The sequence below is a fragment of the Pseudomonadota bacterium genome, from assembly GCA_039193195.1.
Classification (GTDB): Bacteria; Pseudomonadota; Gammaproteobacteria; order Steroidobacterales; family JBCBZW01; genus JBCBZW01.
In genome coordinates, this window is sequence record JBCCWS010000001.1 from 381546 (window position 1) to 397108 (window position 15563).

The window sequence follows — 15563 nt, forward strand, 5'->3', positions numbered from 1 at the left end:
GCGAGGTCGTCTACGATCGCACCGCCGAGGTGGAAGTGACCGAGGCCCCGGCGCCTACGCCAGGTGCGGATGCTGCTCAGGGCAAAGCGTGCGCGACGGCACCCGGCGCTGAGATCGCCGAACTCGCCACCGGAGGTGGCTGCCACGGCGGCGCCAAGCAGATGCAGAAAGCGGCCGAGATGGCCGGCAAGAGCGATCTCCTCGAGCGCTACGCGAAGGACTATCCGAAGGGTCCCCACGATCAGCCACAGAGCATGTGCCCGGCCTTTGGGTCGCTGCGCGTTGGGCTGCGTATGCGCCGGACGGCGACCATCATGTCGGGCTCCGCATGCTGCGTGTACGGACTCTCCTTCACGTCCCACTTCTACGGTGCCAAGCGCACCGTGGGCTACGTGCCGTTTAACAGCGAGACGTTGGTGACTGGGCGGCTCTTCGAGGACATTCGCGATGCGGTCCACGAGATCGCGGACCCGAAGGACTATGACGCGATCGTCGTGACGAACCTGTGCGTACCGACGGCGTCGGGCGTGCCTCTCCAGCTGCTGCCAGACCAGATCAACGGCGTGCGTATCATCGGCATTGACGTGCCGGGCTTCGGCATTCCCACGCACGCCGAAGCGAAGGATGTGTTGGCGGGCGCGATGCTCAAGTACGCCCGCAACGAGGTGAGCGCCGGGCCGGTGGCCGCCCCGCGCGGTGGCGCGAGCCAGCGCCCCACGGTGACGCTGCTGGGCGAGCTGTTCCCGGCGGACCCCATCGGCATCGGCGCGATGCTGGCGCCCATGGGGCTCGCTGCCGGTCCGGTGGTGCCGACCCGCGAATGGCGTGAGCTGTACGAGGCCTTAGGGGGCGCGGCTGTCGCCGCGCTGCATCCCTTCTACACCGCTTCCGTGCGCGAATTCGAAGCCGCGGGCCGACCGATTGTGGGCTCCGCTCCCGTGGGGGTGGATGGCACCGTCGACTGGCTCAGGGCCATCGCCCAGGCGTGCGAAGTCCCCGCCGAGCGACGCGATCAGGCGATCAACGCGGTCGTGCCGGCGATACGTGGCGCCCTGGCAGACGCCCGTATCGAGGGCCGTATCACCCTGTCTGGGTACGAGGGGTCTGAGCTGCTGGTGGCACGCCTGCTCGTAGAGAGCGGCGCTGACGTGCGTTACGTTGGTAGCGCCTGTCCCCGTACGCCCTGGTCTGACCCCGATCGTGAGTGGCTCGAGTCGCGCGGAGTGCTGGTGAACTTCCGGGCGTCCCTCGAACAGGACGTGGCGGCGATGGAGGAGTTCGAACCGGACCTCGCCGTTGGTACTACGCCTGTGGTGCAGAAGGCCAAGGAACGGGCGATTCCGTCCTTGTACTTTACGAACCTCATCTCGGCGCGTCCTCTCATGGGGCCTGCTGGTGCGGGCTCGCTAGCGCAAGTGGTGAACGCAGCTATCAAGCGCAAAGAACGCTTCGCGCAGATGAAGTCCTTCTTCGAAGGCGTAGGCACAGGCTACGCCAGCGGCATCTGGGAGGACGTTCCGCAAGATCGCCCCAACTTCCGCAAGAAGCCAAAGAAGGCTGCGGCCGCACGTACCAACATCGCAGGCGAGGCGCTGTAGTCATGCTCGTACTTGATCACGACCGCGCGGGCGGCTACTGGGGCGCAGTCTACGTCTTCACTGCGGTGAAAGGCCTACAGGTGGTGATCGATGGGCCTGTGGGTTGCGAGAACCTGCCAGTCACCTCCGTGCTCCATTACACAGATGCCTTGCCGCCCCACGAGCTTCCCGTGGTGGTCACTGGCTTGGCTGAGGAGGAGCTCGGCCAGCACGGCACAGAGAACGCGATGCGCCGCGCCAACGAAACCCTGGATCCCGAGCTGCCGAGCGTGGTCGTCACCGGCTCCATCGCCGAGATGATCGGCGGCGGGGTCACCCCGGAAGGCACCAACATCAAGCGCTTTTTGCCACGCACGATCGATGAGGATCAGTGGCAAAGCGGCAACCGTGCGATGAACTGGCTGTGGAAGGAGTACGGGCTGCGCCGTGGCGGCGTGATGCCCAAGCGCTCCAAGCGCGAGCCGGATGCCAAGCCCCGGGTGAACATCATCGGTCCGTCATACGGGTACTTCAACACCTGGTCAGATCTCGCTGAGATCAGGCGCCTGGTAGAAGGTATAGGTGCGGAGATCAACATGGTCTTCCCGCTCTCGACGCATTTGGCGGACATTCCCAAGCTGGTCGATGGTGATGTCAACATCTGCATGTACCGAGAGTTCGGGCGGCTGCTTTGCGAGGCGTTGGATCGTCCGTACCTGCAAGCTCCAATCGGCCTGCAGAGTACGACCGCTTTCCTGCGCGCACTAGGCGAGGAGTTGGATCTCGACCCCGAACCCTTCATCGAGCGCGAGAAGCACACCACCATCAAGCCGCTCTGGGACCTATGGCGCTCGGTCACCCAGGATTTCTTCGCGACGGCCAACTTTGGCGTCGTGGCGAATGAGACCTACGCCCGTGGCCTTCGCAACTTCTTAGAGAATGACCTCGGCATGCCGTGTAACTTTGCCTTCTCGCGCAGCGCTGGCGTGAAGCCGGACAACGCAGAGGTGCGCAAAGCCGTTGCACAGAACAAGCCGCTCATTCTGTTCGGCAGCTTCAATGAACGAATGTATCTCGCCGAGGCCGGTGGCGGCGCTCAGTTTATCCAGGCCTCCTACCCGGGAACGGCGGTGCGCCGCCACACGGGCACGCCGTTCATGGGCTACTCGGGTGCGACCTATCTGATGCAAGAGGTATGCAACGCGCTGTTCGACGCGCTGTTCCACATCCTTCCCCTAGGTAAGAGCCTGGACGATGTGGAAGCCACGCCATCGCGCCTGGAGCGCGAGCTCCCCTGGGCGAGCGACGCGCAGAAAGCGTTGGATGAAGCGCTCGCGAGCGAGCCCGTATTGACCCGTATCTCAGCGGCTAAGCGCTTGCGCGACGCGGCAGAGGCGCGCGCCCGCACTGATGGTGCTGACGCGGTAGATACGACGCACTTGGAGGCCGTTCGCGAGCTCGTCTAGGCGGCGAGCTTTACTTGGTTTCCATAGCTGTTAGGGCGTCTGCTGCTGTTGGGCGCTAAAGACTTCGAGAGGCGACATCGTCGTCGAATCGGGGGCGATGTGAATGCTCAATGAGATTCACATCGTGCTGGGTAGCCTCGCCTTGCGCGAGGTAAGTCGGACCGTAAGGTCATAGTGGAGGTCTAAAATATGAGTGACAGGAACACGCTCACTGGGCTTACAGCCGAGGAAGCGCAAGAGTTCCATCGCCTATTTCAGGCGAGCTTCTTGGCGTTTACCGCGGTGGCGGTGATCGCGCATTTCCTTGTCTGGGTGTGGCGTCCTTGGTTCCCGGGTGTTGATGGGTATCAGGATTCTGCTGCTAGCAATGTTTCGGAGGTCCACGCGATCGTCGAAACCAACCGCGATCTTCTCGCTTAGGGGGCCGGAAAATGTGGCGTATATGGCTTCTTTTCGATCCGCGCCGGACGTTGGTCGCGATGGCAACTTTCCTGTTCGTTTTGGCGGCGCTGATTCACTTCATCGTGCTCAGTACCAGTCGCTTCAACTGGCTGGATGGGCCGACGGCAGCAGACCTGACGTCGCCGGCGGCAATCACGCTGCTCGACGAGCGCGAGTCACGCTTGAGCTAGCGCAAGAGTGGATACTGGTCGGTGGACGAGCATTGGCTCGTCCAGGCCGTCCGCCGACCAGTCTCGCAACCGCGCACCAGAGAGATAGAACCTATCGGGAGGTTTTGCAGGGGCCTCCCCGGACGTTGAGGTGACGTTGCCCCTAGGCCAACGGCGCCGGTGACCTGCAGCTTGAAAGGTAGTCCGATTGCATTGGCGAGGGTGTGACTATGGGTGAGATCACAAGCTACATCGACGTAGCGCAGGTTGCCTTGTATCTGTTTTGGGCCTTCTTTGCTTCGCTGGTGATTTACCTGCAAAGGGAGAGCAAGCGCGAGGGTTTTCCGCAGGAAGAAGACGGTCTGTTACCAAATGCAGTCGATCGTGAATCCGTAGGATTCCCCCCAATGCCAGCTTCCAAGGAGTACCACTTGGAGGACGGTACGATCGTTACCACACCGGCCCAAACTGGTGACCAAAGGGAACTGGCGCTCTCTCCATTACATGCGTGGCCTGGTACACCCTTTGAGCCTACCGGCAATCCGATGGTGGACGGTGTTGGTCCTGCGTCCTGGGCGGAGCGCGATGACGTGCCGGACATGACGCATGAGGGCCGTCCTAAAGTCATGCCAATGCGTAATGCAGAGACTTTCGAGATTGCGAAAGGAGATCCGGATCCTCGGGGCATGGCCGTCCTCGGAGCGGACGATGTGAGCGCCGGGGAGGTGGCAGATCTTTGGGTGGACACAGAAGAGGTGTTGATTCGCTACCTCGAAGTCGAGTTGTCCGGCTCCGATCGCAAGGTGTTGCTGCCCATGACATTCTCTCGCGTGGATCCGAAAGCGAAGCAGATTCTGGTGAGCTCGATTACCAGTGAGCAGTTTGCGGACGTGCCGACTTCGGCGAATCCGGAGATCGTTACGCGCCTTGAGGAAGACAAGATTGTTGGCTACTACGGTGGCGGAAAGCTGTACGCGAAGCCCTCTCGCCGGGATCCGCTGCTATGAGCGCCGACGAGTGGAGTGATGGCGCCTGGGAAGACCAAGAGGGAATTCCGTTCGAGCTCCCCCAGGGGGAGCGACTGCTTTGGCAGGGGCGGCCTATCAAGGATCGCTTGGCCCGTGAGCTGTTCCATGTTCGGGCGATCGCGCTGGTGGCCCTAGCGTGTATGGCTTGGAAGGTGATTTCGGGGCTCAACCAGGGCCTTGCGGTTAGCGATTTGCTGCAAAGCGTGAGTGCTATTTTGCTAGGCGCGGTGTTGCTTCTCGGGACGCTCTATGGCTACGCCGTGCTGATGGCCCGCTCAACCATTTTCAGTATCACGGATAAGCGGGTCATCATTCGGGATGGCGTATTCGTCCGAAAGTACTGGAACGTACCGTTCGGCCAGATTCGCAACGTCTCCTACCGTAGTTACGCAAGCGGCCCCTCAGGTGAGATTTGCTTGGAGGTGGAGTCTGGTGGTGAGATGGGATATCTGATGCTTTGGCCTTACGCTCGGCCTTGGCGCATCTCCAGCCCACAGCCGTTGCTACGTGCACTGGAGGACGGCGAGGCCGTTGCGCGATTGCTCGGGCAGGCCTTACAGCGCTCCCTAGCGCCGAGCGGTCATCGGCAGCTTCGCTCACCGCCGCAAGCCCGGCAAAGTGCCAAGGCCGCTTCACGTGAAGTCGTGCCTGCGCCCAGCTAGCAGCTAGGTGCGGGCTGTTTCTGCGACTGGCGCTATCTTGCTAGAGAAAAGGCCCGCGTAACGCAACGGCATCACGCGGGCCTTCGATACGCTTGGGAAGCTAGCGCAGATGCGGGGCTAATTGCTGACCTGAGCAAGGTAGTTGTCCAGCCGGCCCTTGATCAGCGGCGAAGTGCTGGATAGTGCGGAAGACTTCTCCTTGATCTCATCGATGTTGGTCGGTTCGCCTGCCACAAGCACGCCTACCATTCCGGCGACGGAGTGAGGCTGGCACTTGTAGACGTAGACACCTTCCTTATCGATCGTGACGGAGACTTCTTTGTTTGCTCCGCCCTTCCAGCTCACAGATCCTTCAGGTTTCAGATCGTCGATGGACTCGGAGTTGTGAGCGGCCATATCGGTCGCGACGAACTTCACTGTGTCGCCGACTGCAACCTGGAGTACGCCCGGTACGAACACCATCGGACCATCGGCGCCGACATTCTTCATTTCTACCGTATGCTCCGCCGCGTGCACGGCTGCGGTTGCCAGTAAGGACGTCCCCAGGACTGACAGTAGTAGGTTCTTCATTCAGGATTTTCCTCAGTCAAAAGGCGCTCGATTGTAAGCGAGTCACGCGCTCGGTAGTAGCGCCGAATTCAAACACTCGTGGCATAGGACTCCCGATGGCGAGAAAGTTTTCGATGGAATCTGTTGTTAACGATCTCGTGCGTCTAATTTTTGGATGACGCGATCTTAGTTTCAAGAATTCCAGCGACGACTCCTCCGAACTTACCTGCTGCCTCCTGCTATGTAAATTATTTCATTAGGTGTCAGTGCAGATTGACACTTAGGGATCAGCTTGGCTACCCTTTTGCTCGCGAGGGCTGGCAATCCTTCGCGTTATGCCTGAGGAGGAGCAACATGAATCCGCCGTCTCGCAGACAACCGTTTCAATGGCTTGTGTTGTTGGTCGTACTGGCTCTGGGCGTTTCAATTTGGAGCAGCAAAGATAGCGAGTCGACTTACGCAGGAATGCTGGAGGATGCGGCCCCCGCCCTTCAGGAACGCCATGTTGTCTTCATCGATGAGGCTGATGGCACGCTTCTGGTGGTCGATGTAGACACCGATCGTACGATTCGACGCGTTCCGAGCGAGGAGGAGGCGTTCATGCGCGCCCTGGTCCGCGCTGTGGAGAGAGATCGCTACGCCCACAGCGTTGAGGCAGGCTTGCCCATCACCATATCGGCCAGAGAGGACGGTGATCTTCTACTCATCGATGAGACGACAGGTCTGCTCTACCACCTGCGTGCCTTCGGGCCTACCAACCTGGCTGCATTCGCGCGCTTGCTCGAAGAGGCCGAATCAACCGACAGGGATCCGGTCGCCTCGAGCTGGCCGAATTCCGTCGCTCTAGTCCCGTCGGCTAGCCCTGCCCGCCCCCGCTAGGCCGCGACAGTCACTACGCCGCGCCTGCGCTGTTCGCCGCGTGATTCGTCGTTCCTAAGCCGGGCATCCCCGAACCCCTCGAACAGCGCGAAAAGGCGGCAAAAGCTGTCGCGGGGAACTGTCTATTCTGGTTGACATTAACCCCTGTAAGAATAGACTGACATTGGTCTCGGGATTCGACGCACGCAGGGAAGTAGCGCTCCTTACGCCGTCCGCTGTCCGAGGGCCACGTGCTGATAATGCCGCGGCCGGAGCCACCAGGCACTGTGGAGTCCGATGGGCTCAGCGCTGACTCGATAGCGCCCTCACGCTGCGCTGTGCTTGCTCTGGAACCGCCCTACCAGAGGACAGAGCAATGGCAATGCTCAACTTCGAGAAAAAGTACCGAGTGAGGGGAGGAACCCTCATCGGTGGGGATCTGTTCGACTTCTGGGTGGGGCCGTTTTACGTCGGCTTCTTCGGGGTCACCACGATCTTCTTCGCTGCGTTAGGCACCCTGTTGATCATCTTCGGGGCAGGCCAGGGTCCGACCTGGAACATCTGGAAGATCAATATCGCGCCGCCGGACATCAGCTACGGCCTGGCCCTAGCACCCATGATGGAAGGGGGCTTGTGGCAGATCATCACCGTATGCGCAATCGGCGCCTTTGGCTCCTGGGCGCTGCGCGAAGTAGAGATATCTCGCAAACTTGGCATGGGGCTACACGTTCCCTTCGCATTCAGCATGGCGGTCTTCGCTTTCCTCACCTTGGAGGTGTTTAGGCCTCTCGCCCTAGGAGCCTGGGGGCACGCCTTCCCTTACGGAATCATCCGGCACCTCGATTGGGTGTCGAACATCGGCTATCAGTATGTGAATTTCCACTACAACCCGGCCCACATGATAGCGATCACCTTCTTCTTCACTACCAACTTCGCGCTAGCGCTACACGGAGGGTTGATTCTCTCGGCGACGAATCCGGGTAAGGGGAAGACAGTGAAAACGCCGGAACACGAAGATACCTATTTCCGAGACACCATCGGCTACTCGATCGGGACTCTCGGTATTCACCGCCTGGGGATGATGCTGGCGCTGCTGGCTGTCTTCTGGAGCGCCGTGTGTATCTTCATCAGCGGCACCCTGTGGACTGATCCGTGGCCGGATTGGTGGGAGTGGTGGCGCGAACTGCCGTGGTGGAGCTGAGAGGACTGAGAGATGAGTGAATACCAGTACATCTTCACGCGCGTGCAAGTGCGGGCCGCTCCTTCGCCCGGCATCCCTACGGAGAGCAGCGAGTCCGAGCGCACGAAAGGGGCGTTCTTCAACTGGCTAGCGGGCGCGATCGGCAACGCTCAGATCGGCCCCATCTATCTGGGTTGGTTTGGTGTTACATCCCTGATCTGCGGATTTGCCGCCTTCGAGATCATCGGCCTGAATATGTGGGCCTCCGTGAATTGGGATCCGTTGGAGTTCGGTCGGCAGATCTTCTGGCTATCGCTCGATCCGCCGTCACCGGAGTACGGGCTGTCCTTTCCTCCCCTCGATGAGGGAGGTTGGTGGCTGATTGCCGGATTCCTACTGACTACTTCGATCATTTTGTGGTGGGTGCGCATGTACCGGCGTGCCATCGACTTGGGGCTTGGAACACACGTGCCGTGGGCCTTTGCGTCTGCGATCTGGCTTTACCTAGTGCTCGGTTTCATCCGCCCATTGCTCATTGGCAGTTGGAGTGAGGCCGTACCCTTTGGCATCTTCCCCCACCTCGATTGGACCAACCTGTTTTCCCTGCGCTACGGGAACCTGTTCTACAACCCATTTCACATGCTCTCCATCGCATTCCTGTACGGCTCAGCCCTGCTGTTTGCGATGCACGGTGCGACGATCCTTGCGGTTGGGAGGTACGGCGGCGATCGGGAGATCGAGCAGATTACCGATCGCGGCACGGCGTCGGAGCGTGCAGCCCTGTTTTGGCGTTGGACCATGGGGTGGAACGCCACCATGGAGTCCGTTCACCGTTGGGCGTGGTGGTTCGCGATGCTGACCACCCTAACTGGCGGGATCGGTATCTTGCTTACGGGGACCGCCGTCAACAACTGGTATCTGTGGGGCATTAAGCACGGATTCGGCCCGTAGCGACAAGACGTGGGTGCGCAAGGAGGGCTCGCAATAGCGGGCCCTTTTTTTTGCTTGACCTGTCGTGGTCGCTCTCGATGCTCCGGCGCTACCACCCGTTCTGGGACAGGACCTCCAAGATGCGATCGGGCGCCTCCTCGTGAGCGAGGTGTCCGACGCCGGTCAGCGTGGTGGCGATAGCGTCCGGGATCAGTGCGGCAGCGGCGTACGCGTGGCGCGCAGGGATCGTGCCGTCTAGCTCTGCGGCGACCAGCGTCGCTGGCGTGCGCAGCCTGCACAGATCACGAGCCAATGAGTGAAGGTCCCAAGCAGCCATCATGTCTAAGGCAGAGCGTACGTGTTCGGCGTTACCCGCCAAAGTGCGGTAATGGTCAACGCCCTTCGCGTCCAATGACGATCCTGTTTGCCGCAGAAGTTGTCGAATGACGCTACGATCGCTGCGCACACGCAGCGCGAACACGGGGGCTACGATAGCGACGCGGGCCAATCCTCTAGCGATTGGTTTTAGTAGGTGACCCGCTACGCCAGGAAAGGGCATGACGGCGCTGCAAAGCCCCAGCAGCCGGATATCATTACCCGAGAGCTGGCCGTCTAGGCACGCCCTGATGAGCAACGCAGCGCCGGCCGAGTGTCCAACCAGCAGCAGGGGCCTGCGCGCGTGGAGAAGATCCAAGCGACGCATAAGCTCACCGAGAGCTCGGGCCATCGTGGGCAGGCTCATAGCGTCTGCGCCGCAGCTTGGCGGTGAGCTGAAGCCGTGCCCGGGCAAATCCGGTGCAACTACCGTGAAGCGTTCGCAGAGCGGGTCGATCAAGTGGCGCCATGAGTGAGCGCTCGACCCCGTGCCATGCACCAGAAGTGCCACTCGCTCGGCATCACCCCCGACCTGCGCATGCCACCGCATTCCACCTGCATGTACAAATCGACTCTTGTCAGCATGGGGCCACTGGTGGCGGTGCTCTTCCCAGCGTAGCCGGTCACCCATTGGGGCCTCGCCGCAGCCCTCTCCATCGGCGTTCGCTAGCCCTAAGCACTCTTCGGTGCGCCGGCACGTTGTATCGCCTGCGACAGCTGTGCGGCGCTTGCGCTCGGCAGCAGGAGGTATCTCGCGTTCAGTGCGTCGGCTACGCGCCCAGCCTGCGCTTGCGCCTTGCGCGACACATCAATCAGCACGGTCGGTACCCCTTCTTGGGCAAGGGAGCGCGCTGAGGCTAGCGCGTCTTCCATCGCCCGCTCGCGGCCGCCGGTGCCGTCGCGTGCCACGTTGGCGCGTCCATCGGTGAGCAAGACGACGAACGCGGTTTCACCAGCCCGTTTGATCTGTTCGACGAGGGAGTGAGTGGCATCAATGCCGGCGGCGAGCGGAGTACCCCCTCCGCCTGGGAGGCCGGCGAGTTCGCGCTTCGCGCGCACCAGGGAGCGAGTGGGGGGCAAGAGCACGCTCGCGTCACGGCCTCGGAAGGCAACCAAGGCGACTTGATCACGGCGGACGTAGCATTCGGCGAGCAGCAGCTCGACAGCACCTTTGGCCTCGGCCAGGCGGTGTAAGGCGGCGGAGCCCGAGGCGTCGACCACAAAAACCGTGGTCGTTGGCGAATGCTGTCGCAGGCGAAGGACGCGTAGGTCTTCGCCGTGCACGCGCAGCGGTGGCGCACTGCCGGTCTCCCCTCCTGCGGCCACGGGCGGTGGGCGGCGTCGGAGGCGTTGCCAGGGGGCTGCGGCCCGGAGCGTGTCGAGTACGGCGAGGCGCGCGCCGTCTGCGGGTGAACCGGGAATGCTGCCTATCGGCCGCCCACGCCGGATCGACTTCACAACGGCGCCGGCCTTGCCTCCTGCGCCACGGCTAGGAGTACCACTAACCTGATCGGTGATTGCGCGAAGCACATCCTGGGGAATGGCCGCCGCCGCGGCCTCTAGAACCTGTTCTTCGAGAGTCCCCTCTTGGTGAGCTGTCTGATCCTCGCTCTCGCCGCCCTCGTCGTCCTCCGATGGTGGTGGCGCAGGCTCGGGCTCCTGCGGTAGGTCTTCCGCTCGGGACTCGCTCTGCTCGGGAGTTGTAGGCTCCTCCTTCGGAGGGGCGTCTTCTACGGGCACCGGTGCTCGCGTGGCGCGCGGCGCCAGCACCAAGCGGGCTGCAAGGCTTACGTCCTCATCATTGACGCTATCCCGTTGATCCAGAGCCGCCGCCGCCCGCGCTGTGCGTAGTGCGAACAGGGATGGTCGGAGCGACCATACGCCGAGCGCGACACCTGCGCTCGCCAGCGCCTCGTAGCGCGCCGGATCCACCTCGACGCACGGAGCCAGTTCTCGGGCAGCGGCGATGCGCGACGGTTCGAACCAACCCTCGCTCACATCGCGCCAGGAAATGGCGTGCAGATCTACCGTGAAGGCGAGTCGATCGCCCAGAGCGGGAAGTAGCGATTCACCCGCTTGTGTATCGCCCTCGTCCAAGGCGATGGTGGCGAATCGGGCCGGTAGGCGATCGCGGAAACCCTCGCGCTCCAGGGCGATCTCCCCGCGGTCTATGCAGGCGCAGATGCGCGCCGCTACACCCGGTTCGAGGCGTTCCGCCATGAGCAGTTCGATAACGCCGCCGTCGGCCTGCGCTAGCAGCCCGCGCTGGGCGACCGCCTTGCCCGTGCGTAGGGTCGCCGTGAGATCTAGTCCGCCGAGGAGACGGTCGTCGCGGATGTTGGTGGGTATACGCTGCCAAGGCATTTGCGGCAGCAGCTGATGCAAGGTGTTGAGCCAGGTGTCACGGACGTGCCCGGGTAGGGCGCGCAGGCGCACCCCACCAAGTCCAAATGGGTCGACGCATAGGAGGGCGGCCACGCCCATGGCGTTAGCCCAGCGTTCAACCCCGTCTTCGCCCTCGCTCACGACCCGAAGACGGTCTCGAGCATGCGTTGCACGCGGACGCTGGAGCCGGCGTCGTCGAGGGGGTCACGACGCAGGCGGTGGCGTAGGGCGGAAGGGGCGATGGCGATGAGGTGCCTATCGCTCACCTGCGCGTCCCCGTGAAGGGCCGCGAAGGCGCGGGAGGCTCGCATCATCGTAAGCTCGCCGCGCAAGCCATCCGTGCCTAGGCGAACGCATAGGTCTGAGATGCGCTCCAGCGTTTCGTCACTAACAGTTGTGTCGTCTAGGCGCTCGCGGGCCTTCTTGATGGCGCTGCGGATCTTACCGTCCTGACGCTTCCACTGTTCCCGGAACCCGGTCGGATCTGCCTCGAAAGCATCGCGTCGACGAATCACCGATACCCTAGCCTTCACATCTTCAGGCGTGCGCACCTCAACGGACAGGCCGAAGCGATCCAGCAGCTGCGGGCGCAGTTCGCCCTCCTCAGGGTTGCCGCTGCCAACCAGCACCAAGCGCGCCGGGTGGCGGATGCTCAGTCCCTCGCGCTCGACGACGTTCTCACCCGATGCGGCAACGTCGAGCAATAGATCGACTAGGTGATCCTCCAGCAGGTTGACCTCATCGATGTACAGGAACCCGCGGTTTGCTCGCGCGAGCAAGCCAGGTTCGAAGGCCTTCTCTCCGTGGGCTAGGGCGCGCTCGAGATCCAAGGCACCCACCACGCGGTCCTCCGTGGCGCCGAGAGGCAGGTCGACCACGGGTACGGCCACGAGGCGCGATTTCAAGTCTTCCAGCGGTTTCGGCGTGCCGATGCCACAGTGCTCGCACAGGCCGCAGGGGCGCTCCGGCGCCGCACCGTAGGGACAGCCCTTGACCGCGCGCATCTTCGGCAAGAGATCGGCGAGGGCACGGATGGCAGTGGACTTGCCGGTGCCGCGATCTCCGAAGGCGAGGACACCGCCGACGGAGGGGTCGATCGCTGCGATCTGCAGGGCGAGCTTGAGTTCGTCCTGGCCGACGATCGCCGAGAACGGGTAGACCTTAGCGTGGTTCAAATGCGCTGCTCGCAAGGCTGATCAGCTGGGGGAACGCAAGCGGATCGCGAGGGGCGATCGTCGACCTGAGCGCGCTAACCCCGACCGCCTGCTGGCGGCCGATGGTCGTGCTGCGAGCGGGCGGCGTCGTGGCGACGGGAGTGCGGTCGAGAGGATGTCTGGGGGCGTTTACCGCGACCGAGACGCGCACGTTGAGCGATCCTTGCAGCTTTCTTTTAGGTTCCGCCAGAATTCTAGCATCGTCGATCAACGAGCGTCGATGAGGGCGCGAATGCAAGATCCTCAGAAGCTCATCATTCGCGCAGGTGGGCGCGGCGCGGCGCTACACTGTTTTGCGGTGTATCGCCTCCCTTTGGGGCAGTGAGCTTAGCGCACACCGCCCAATCGCACTGCGCCTTCCTCGGGGAAAAGAACCGATGTCCACTGCCGTCCCTCATCCTCGCGCCCTGCGGCGCACTGAGGACTTGCGACTACTGACCGGTACGGGGCGCTACACCGAGGACGTGCGGGCCGAGCAGCCGGAGCGGCATCTGGTGTTCCTTCGCTCCTCCGTGGCGCACGGCGTCATTCGCCAGTTGGATGTGGAGCAGGCGCGTCGCTCACCCGGAGTGAGGGCGATCCTCACGATCGACGACTTGGATCGAGCGGGTGTTTGCGACCCTCGCCCCGCGGGCTTCAATCCTGAGGGTGGCGAGGGGGCTGAGGTGTCCTTGCCGCAACCCGCTTTGGCGCGCGGCTACGTGCGCTTCGTCGGCGAGGCGGTGGCTGCGGTGGTCGCTGACAGCGTTAGTGCTGCCCTAGACGCGATCGACCTGATGGACCTCGATATCGAGGAGTCGCCCGCCGCCGGTCACCTTCGCGCTGCCCTCGCGGAGGGAGCGGCGCAGATCTGGCCCGAGCGGGCACCTGGCAACGTGCTCGGGGTGCGCACCCGTGGCCAACGCGAGGGCACCGCGCAGGCCATGGCCAACGCGGCCCATCGCGTGGAAATCGATGTGGTGAACAACCGTGTGGCGCCAGTCACGCTGGAGCCAAGGGGGTGCCTGGCCATTCCTGAGGGGGAGGGCGAGCAGCGCACACTTACGATGCGGATGGGCAGCCAGGGAGTGCACGCCATCCAGCGGGAGTTGAGCGTCGCCTTGGGCGTGGACAAGGCTCGCCTTCGCGTTATCACCGAAGAGGTGGGTGGCGGTTTTGGCATGCGCCTCTTTCTGCAGAGCGAGCCCGTGGTGGTCGCCTTCGCGGCGATGGCGCTGGGCGAGCCAGTGCGCTGGCAGGCCACGCGCAGTGAGGGGTTCTTGTCGGACCTGGGCGGTCGTGATCACATCAGCCACGCCTCCTTGGGCTTGGATCAAGATTTGCGCTTCGTCGCGCTGCAGGTGCGCACCTACTCGAATGTGGGCGCCTACACCTCTCAGCTTGGCGCAGGCGTTGCGTTCTTCGGCAGCTCGATGCTGACCGGTGCCTACGACATCCCAACCGCGTGGGCACAGACCCATGTAGTGGTCACCAACTCCGCACCGCTTGATGCGTACCGAGGGGCCGGTCGCCCGGAGGCGAGCTACCTGATCGAGCGCTTGGTCGACAAGGCAGCAGCTGAGCTCGGCGTGGCGCCACGCGCCCTGCGGCTGCGTAACTTCGTACGGGCCGAGCAGTTTCCCTATGTATCTGCCCTGGGTCAGACCTACGACAGTGGCGATTACCATCGCTTGCTCGATAGCGCTTGGCACCGCCTAGAGGGCGAGCGCTTCGAGCATCGCCGACAGCTGTCGGAGGCGCGAGGCCTATGCCGTGGCTTAGGTTTGGCGTATTACGTGGAGGTCTGTGCGGCCTACGGAAAGGACCGGCCAGCGGTCGCGTTTCGCGAGGACGGAGTGATCGAGGCGCGGGTAGGTACTCAGTCCACGGGGCAGGGTCACGAGACGATCTTCACTCAGATGATCAGTGAGTTCTTCGCCGTGCCGGTCACGCGAGTGCGCGTTGTTCAGGGGGACACGGCGCAGGTGGCAAGCGGCAACGGCACGGGCGGAAGCCGCACCTTGGCACTTGGAGGGTCGGCACTTGCGCTGACTTTGGACGCGATGGCTGAGGCCGGTGCGCACGTCGCTGCGCAACTGCTCGAGGTGAGCGTGGCAGACCTCGTCTTCGAGGATGGTCGCTTCGCCGTCACGGGCACAGACCATTGCGTGTCGCTAGATGAGGTGGTGACCGCTAGCTTCGACTCGTCGCAGCGACCGGACGAAGTGCAAGCGGGCTTGGCGAGCAGCGAGGCCTTCGCGCCACAGGGCGGTACTTACCCCAACGGCGCCCACCTGTGTGAGGTGGAGGTAGATCCCCAGACCGGTGCTGTTCAGATAGTGCGTTACGTCGTGCAGGACGATATGGGTCGCGTGGGCAACGCGCTGTTGCTCGAGGGGCAGATCGTGGGCGGTGCCATTCAGGGCCTCAGCCAAGCCTTGCTCGAGAGCGTGGTGTACGAAGACGATACGGCCCAGCTGCTGACCGGTACCTTCATGGACTACGGCGTGCTGCGCGCCTCACGCTCGCCTCGCCTCGACCTTCAATTCGATGGCGTGCCTAGCCCGCGCAATCCCCTTGGTGTGAAGGGGGCTGGTGAGGCTGGCACGATCGGTGCCCCTGCGGCGCTGGTCAACGCAGTGCTCGATGCGTTGCGGCCCTTGGGAGTCAATTGCCTGGACATGCCCCTCACCCCACATCGCGTCTGGCAGGCGATCCATGGGGCGTCAATATCCGCCGACCTGTGAGC

General features: G+C 62.9%; 14 protein-coding genes. 10 read left to right on the top strand and 4 right to left on the bottom strand.

Translation table 11 applies throughout. The features are described from left to right. Positions 1-161 precede the first annotated feature (161 nt). The 6 genes from bchY to puhB all read left to right on the top strand — a co-directional run bounded on the left by bchY (position 162) and on the right by puhB (position 5344). Positions 162-1598 (top strand): chlorophyllide a reductase subunit Y, encoded by a 1437-nt coding sequence (gene bchY, locus AAGA68_01615; protein ID MEM9383730.1) that lies wholly within the window; start codon positions 162-164, stop codon positions 1596-1598. A 2-nt stretch (positions 1599-1600) separates the two neighbouring features. Next, entirely contained in the window at positions 1601-3043 is a 1443-nt protein-coding gene (bchZ, locus tag AAGA68_01620; GenBank protein ID MEM9383731.1) for a chlorophyllide a reductase subunit Z, read from the top strand. Between the two features lie 189 nt (positions 3044-3232). After that, positions 3233-3463 carry a light-harvesting antenna LH1, beta subunit gene (pufB, locus tag AAGA68_01625; GenBank protein ID MEM9383732.1) on the top strand — a complete coding sequence of 77 codons (231 nt, stop codon included), beginning with the start codon at positions 3233-3235 and terminating at the stop codon, positions 3461-3463. A gap of 11 nt (positions 3464-3474) precedes the next feature. Beyond that, entirely contained in the window at positions 3475-3675 is a 201-nt protein-coding gene (gene pufA / locus AAGA68_01630) for a light-harvesting antenna LH1, alpha subunit (protein ID MEM9383733.1), read from the top strand. Between the two features lie 209 nt (positions 3676-3884). Then, a complete protein-coding gene (gene puhA / locus AAGA68_01635; GenBank protein MEM9383734.1) occupies positions 3885-4661 on the top strand; it encodes a photosynthetic reaction center subunit H in 777 nt (258 codons plus the stop codon). Next, positions 4658-5344: a photosynthetic complex putative assembly protein PuhB gene (gene puhB, locus AAGA68_01640; protein MEM9383735.1), complete on the top strand. Its 687-nt coding sequence runs from the start codon at positions 4658-4660 to the stop codon at positions 5342-5344. The genes puhA and puhB overlap by 4 nt, the downstream gene beginning before the upstream one ends. Before the next feature lie 117 nt (positions 5345-5461). On the opposite strand, the gene AAGA68_01645 is transcribed toward puhB, so the two are convergent. Beyond that, positions 5462-5914, bottom strand: coding sequence for a pseudoazurin (locus AAGA68_01645; GenBank protein ID MEM9383736.1), 453 nt, complete (start codon positions 5912-5914; stop codon positions 5462-5464). A gap of 333 nt (positions 5915-6247) precedes the next feature. Between AAGA68_01645 and puhC the strand changes: the two genes are divergently transcribed. From puhC to pufM, 3 genes are all read left to right on the top strand, one after another. Next, positions 6248-6772, top strand: coding sequence for a photosynthetic complex assembly protein PuhC (puhC, locus tag AAGA68_01650; protein ID MEM9383737.1), 525 nt, complete (start codon positions 6248-6250; stop codon positions 6770-6772). Between the two features lie 355 nt (positions 6773-7127). After that, on the top strand, positions 7128-7952 hold the full coding sequence (gene pufL, locus AAGA68_01655; protein ID MEM9383738.1) for a photosynthetic reaction center subunit L: 825 nt from the start codon (positions 7128-7130) through the stop codon (positions 7950-7952). A gap of 12 nt (positions 7953-7964) precedes the next feature. Next, on the top strand, positions 7965-8882 hold the full coding sequence (gene pufM, locus AAGA68_01660) for a photosynthetic reaction center subunit M (GenBank protein MEM9383739.1): 918 nt from the start codon (positions 7965-7967) through the stop codon (positions 8880-8882). A gap of 88 nt (positions 8883-8970) precedes the next feature. Here pufM and bchO read toward each other — a convergent pair whose 3' ends face one another. The 3 genes from bchO to bchI are packed head-to-tail and all read right to left on the bottom strand — an operon-like array spanning position 8971 to position 12796. Continuing rightward, a complete protein-coding gene (gene bchO, locus AAGA68_01665; GenBank protein MEM9383740.1) occupies positions 8971-9867 on the bottom strand; it encodes an alpha/beta fold hydrolase BchO in 897 nt (298 codons plus the stop codon). A 41-nt stretch (positions 9868-9908) separates the two neighbouring features. Beyond that, the gene (locus tag AAGA68_01670) at positions 9909-11762 is read right to left on the bottom strand and encodes a magnesium chelatase subunit D (GenBank protein ID MEM9383741.1); all 1854 of its coding nucleotides are present in this window, start codon (positions 11760-11762) and stop codon (positions 9909-9911) included. After that, positions 11759-12796 carry a magnesium chelatase ATPase subunit I gene (bchI, locus tag AAGA68_01675; GenBank protein ID MEM9383742.1) on the bottom strand — a complete coding sequence of 346 codons (1038 nt, stop codon included), beginning with the start codon at positions 12794-12796 and terminating at the stop codon, positions 11759-11761. The genes AAGA68_01670 and bchI overlap by 4 nt, the downstream gene beginning before the upstream one ends. Before the next feature lie 416 nt (positions 12797-13212). Between bchI and AAGA68_01680 the strand changes: the two genes are divergently transcribed. After that, a complete protein-coding gene (locus AAGA68_01680) occupies positions 13213-15561 on the top strand; it encodes a xanthine dehydrogenase family protein molybdopterin-binding subunit (protein ID MEM9383743.1) in 2349 nt (782 codons plus the stop codon). Positions 15562-15563 lie beyond the last annotated feature (2 nt).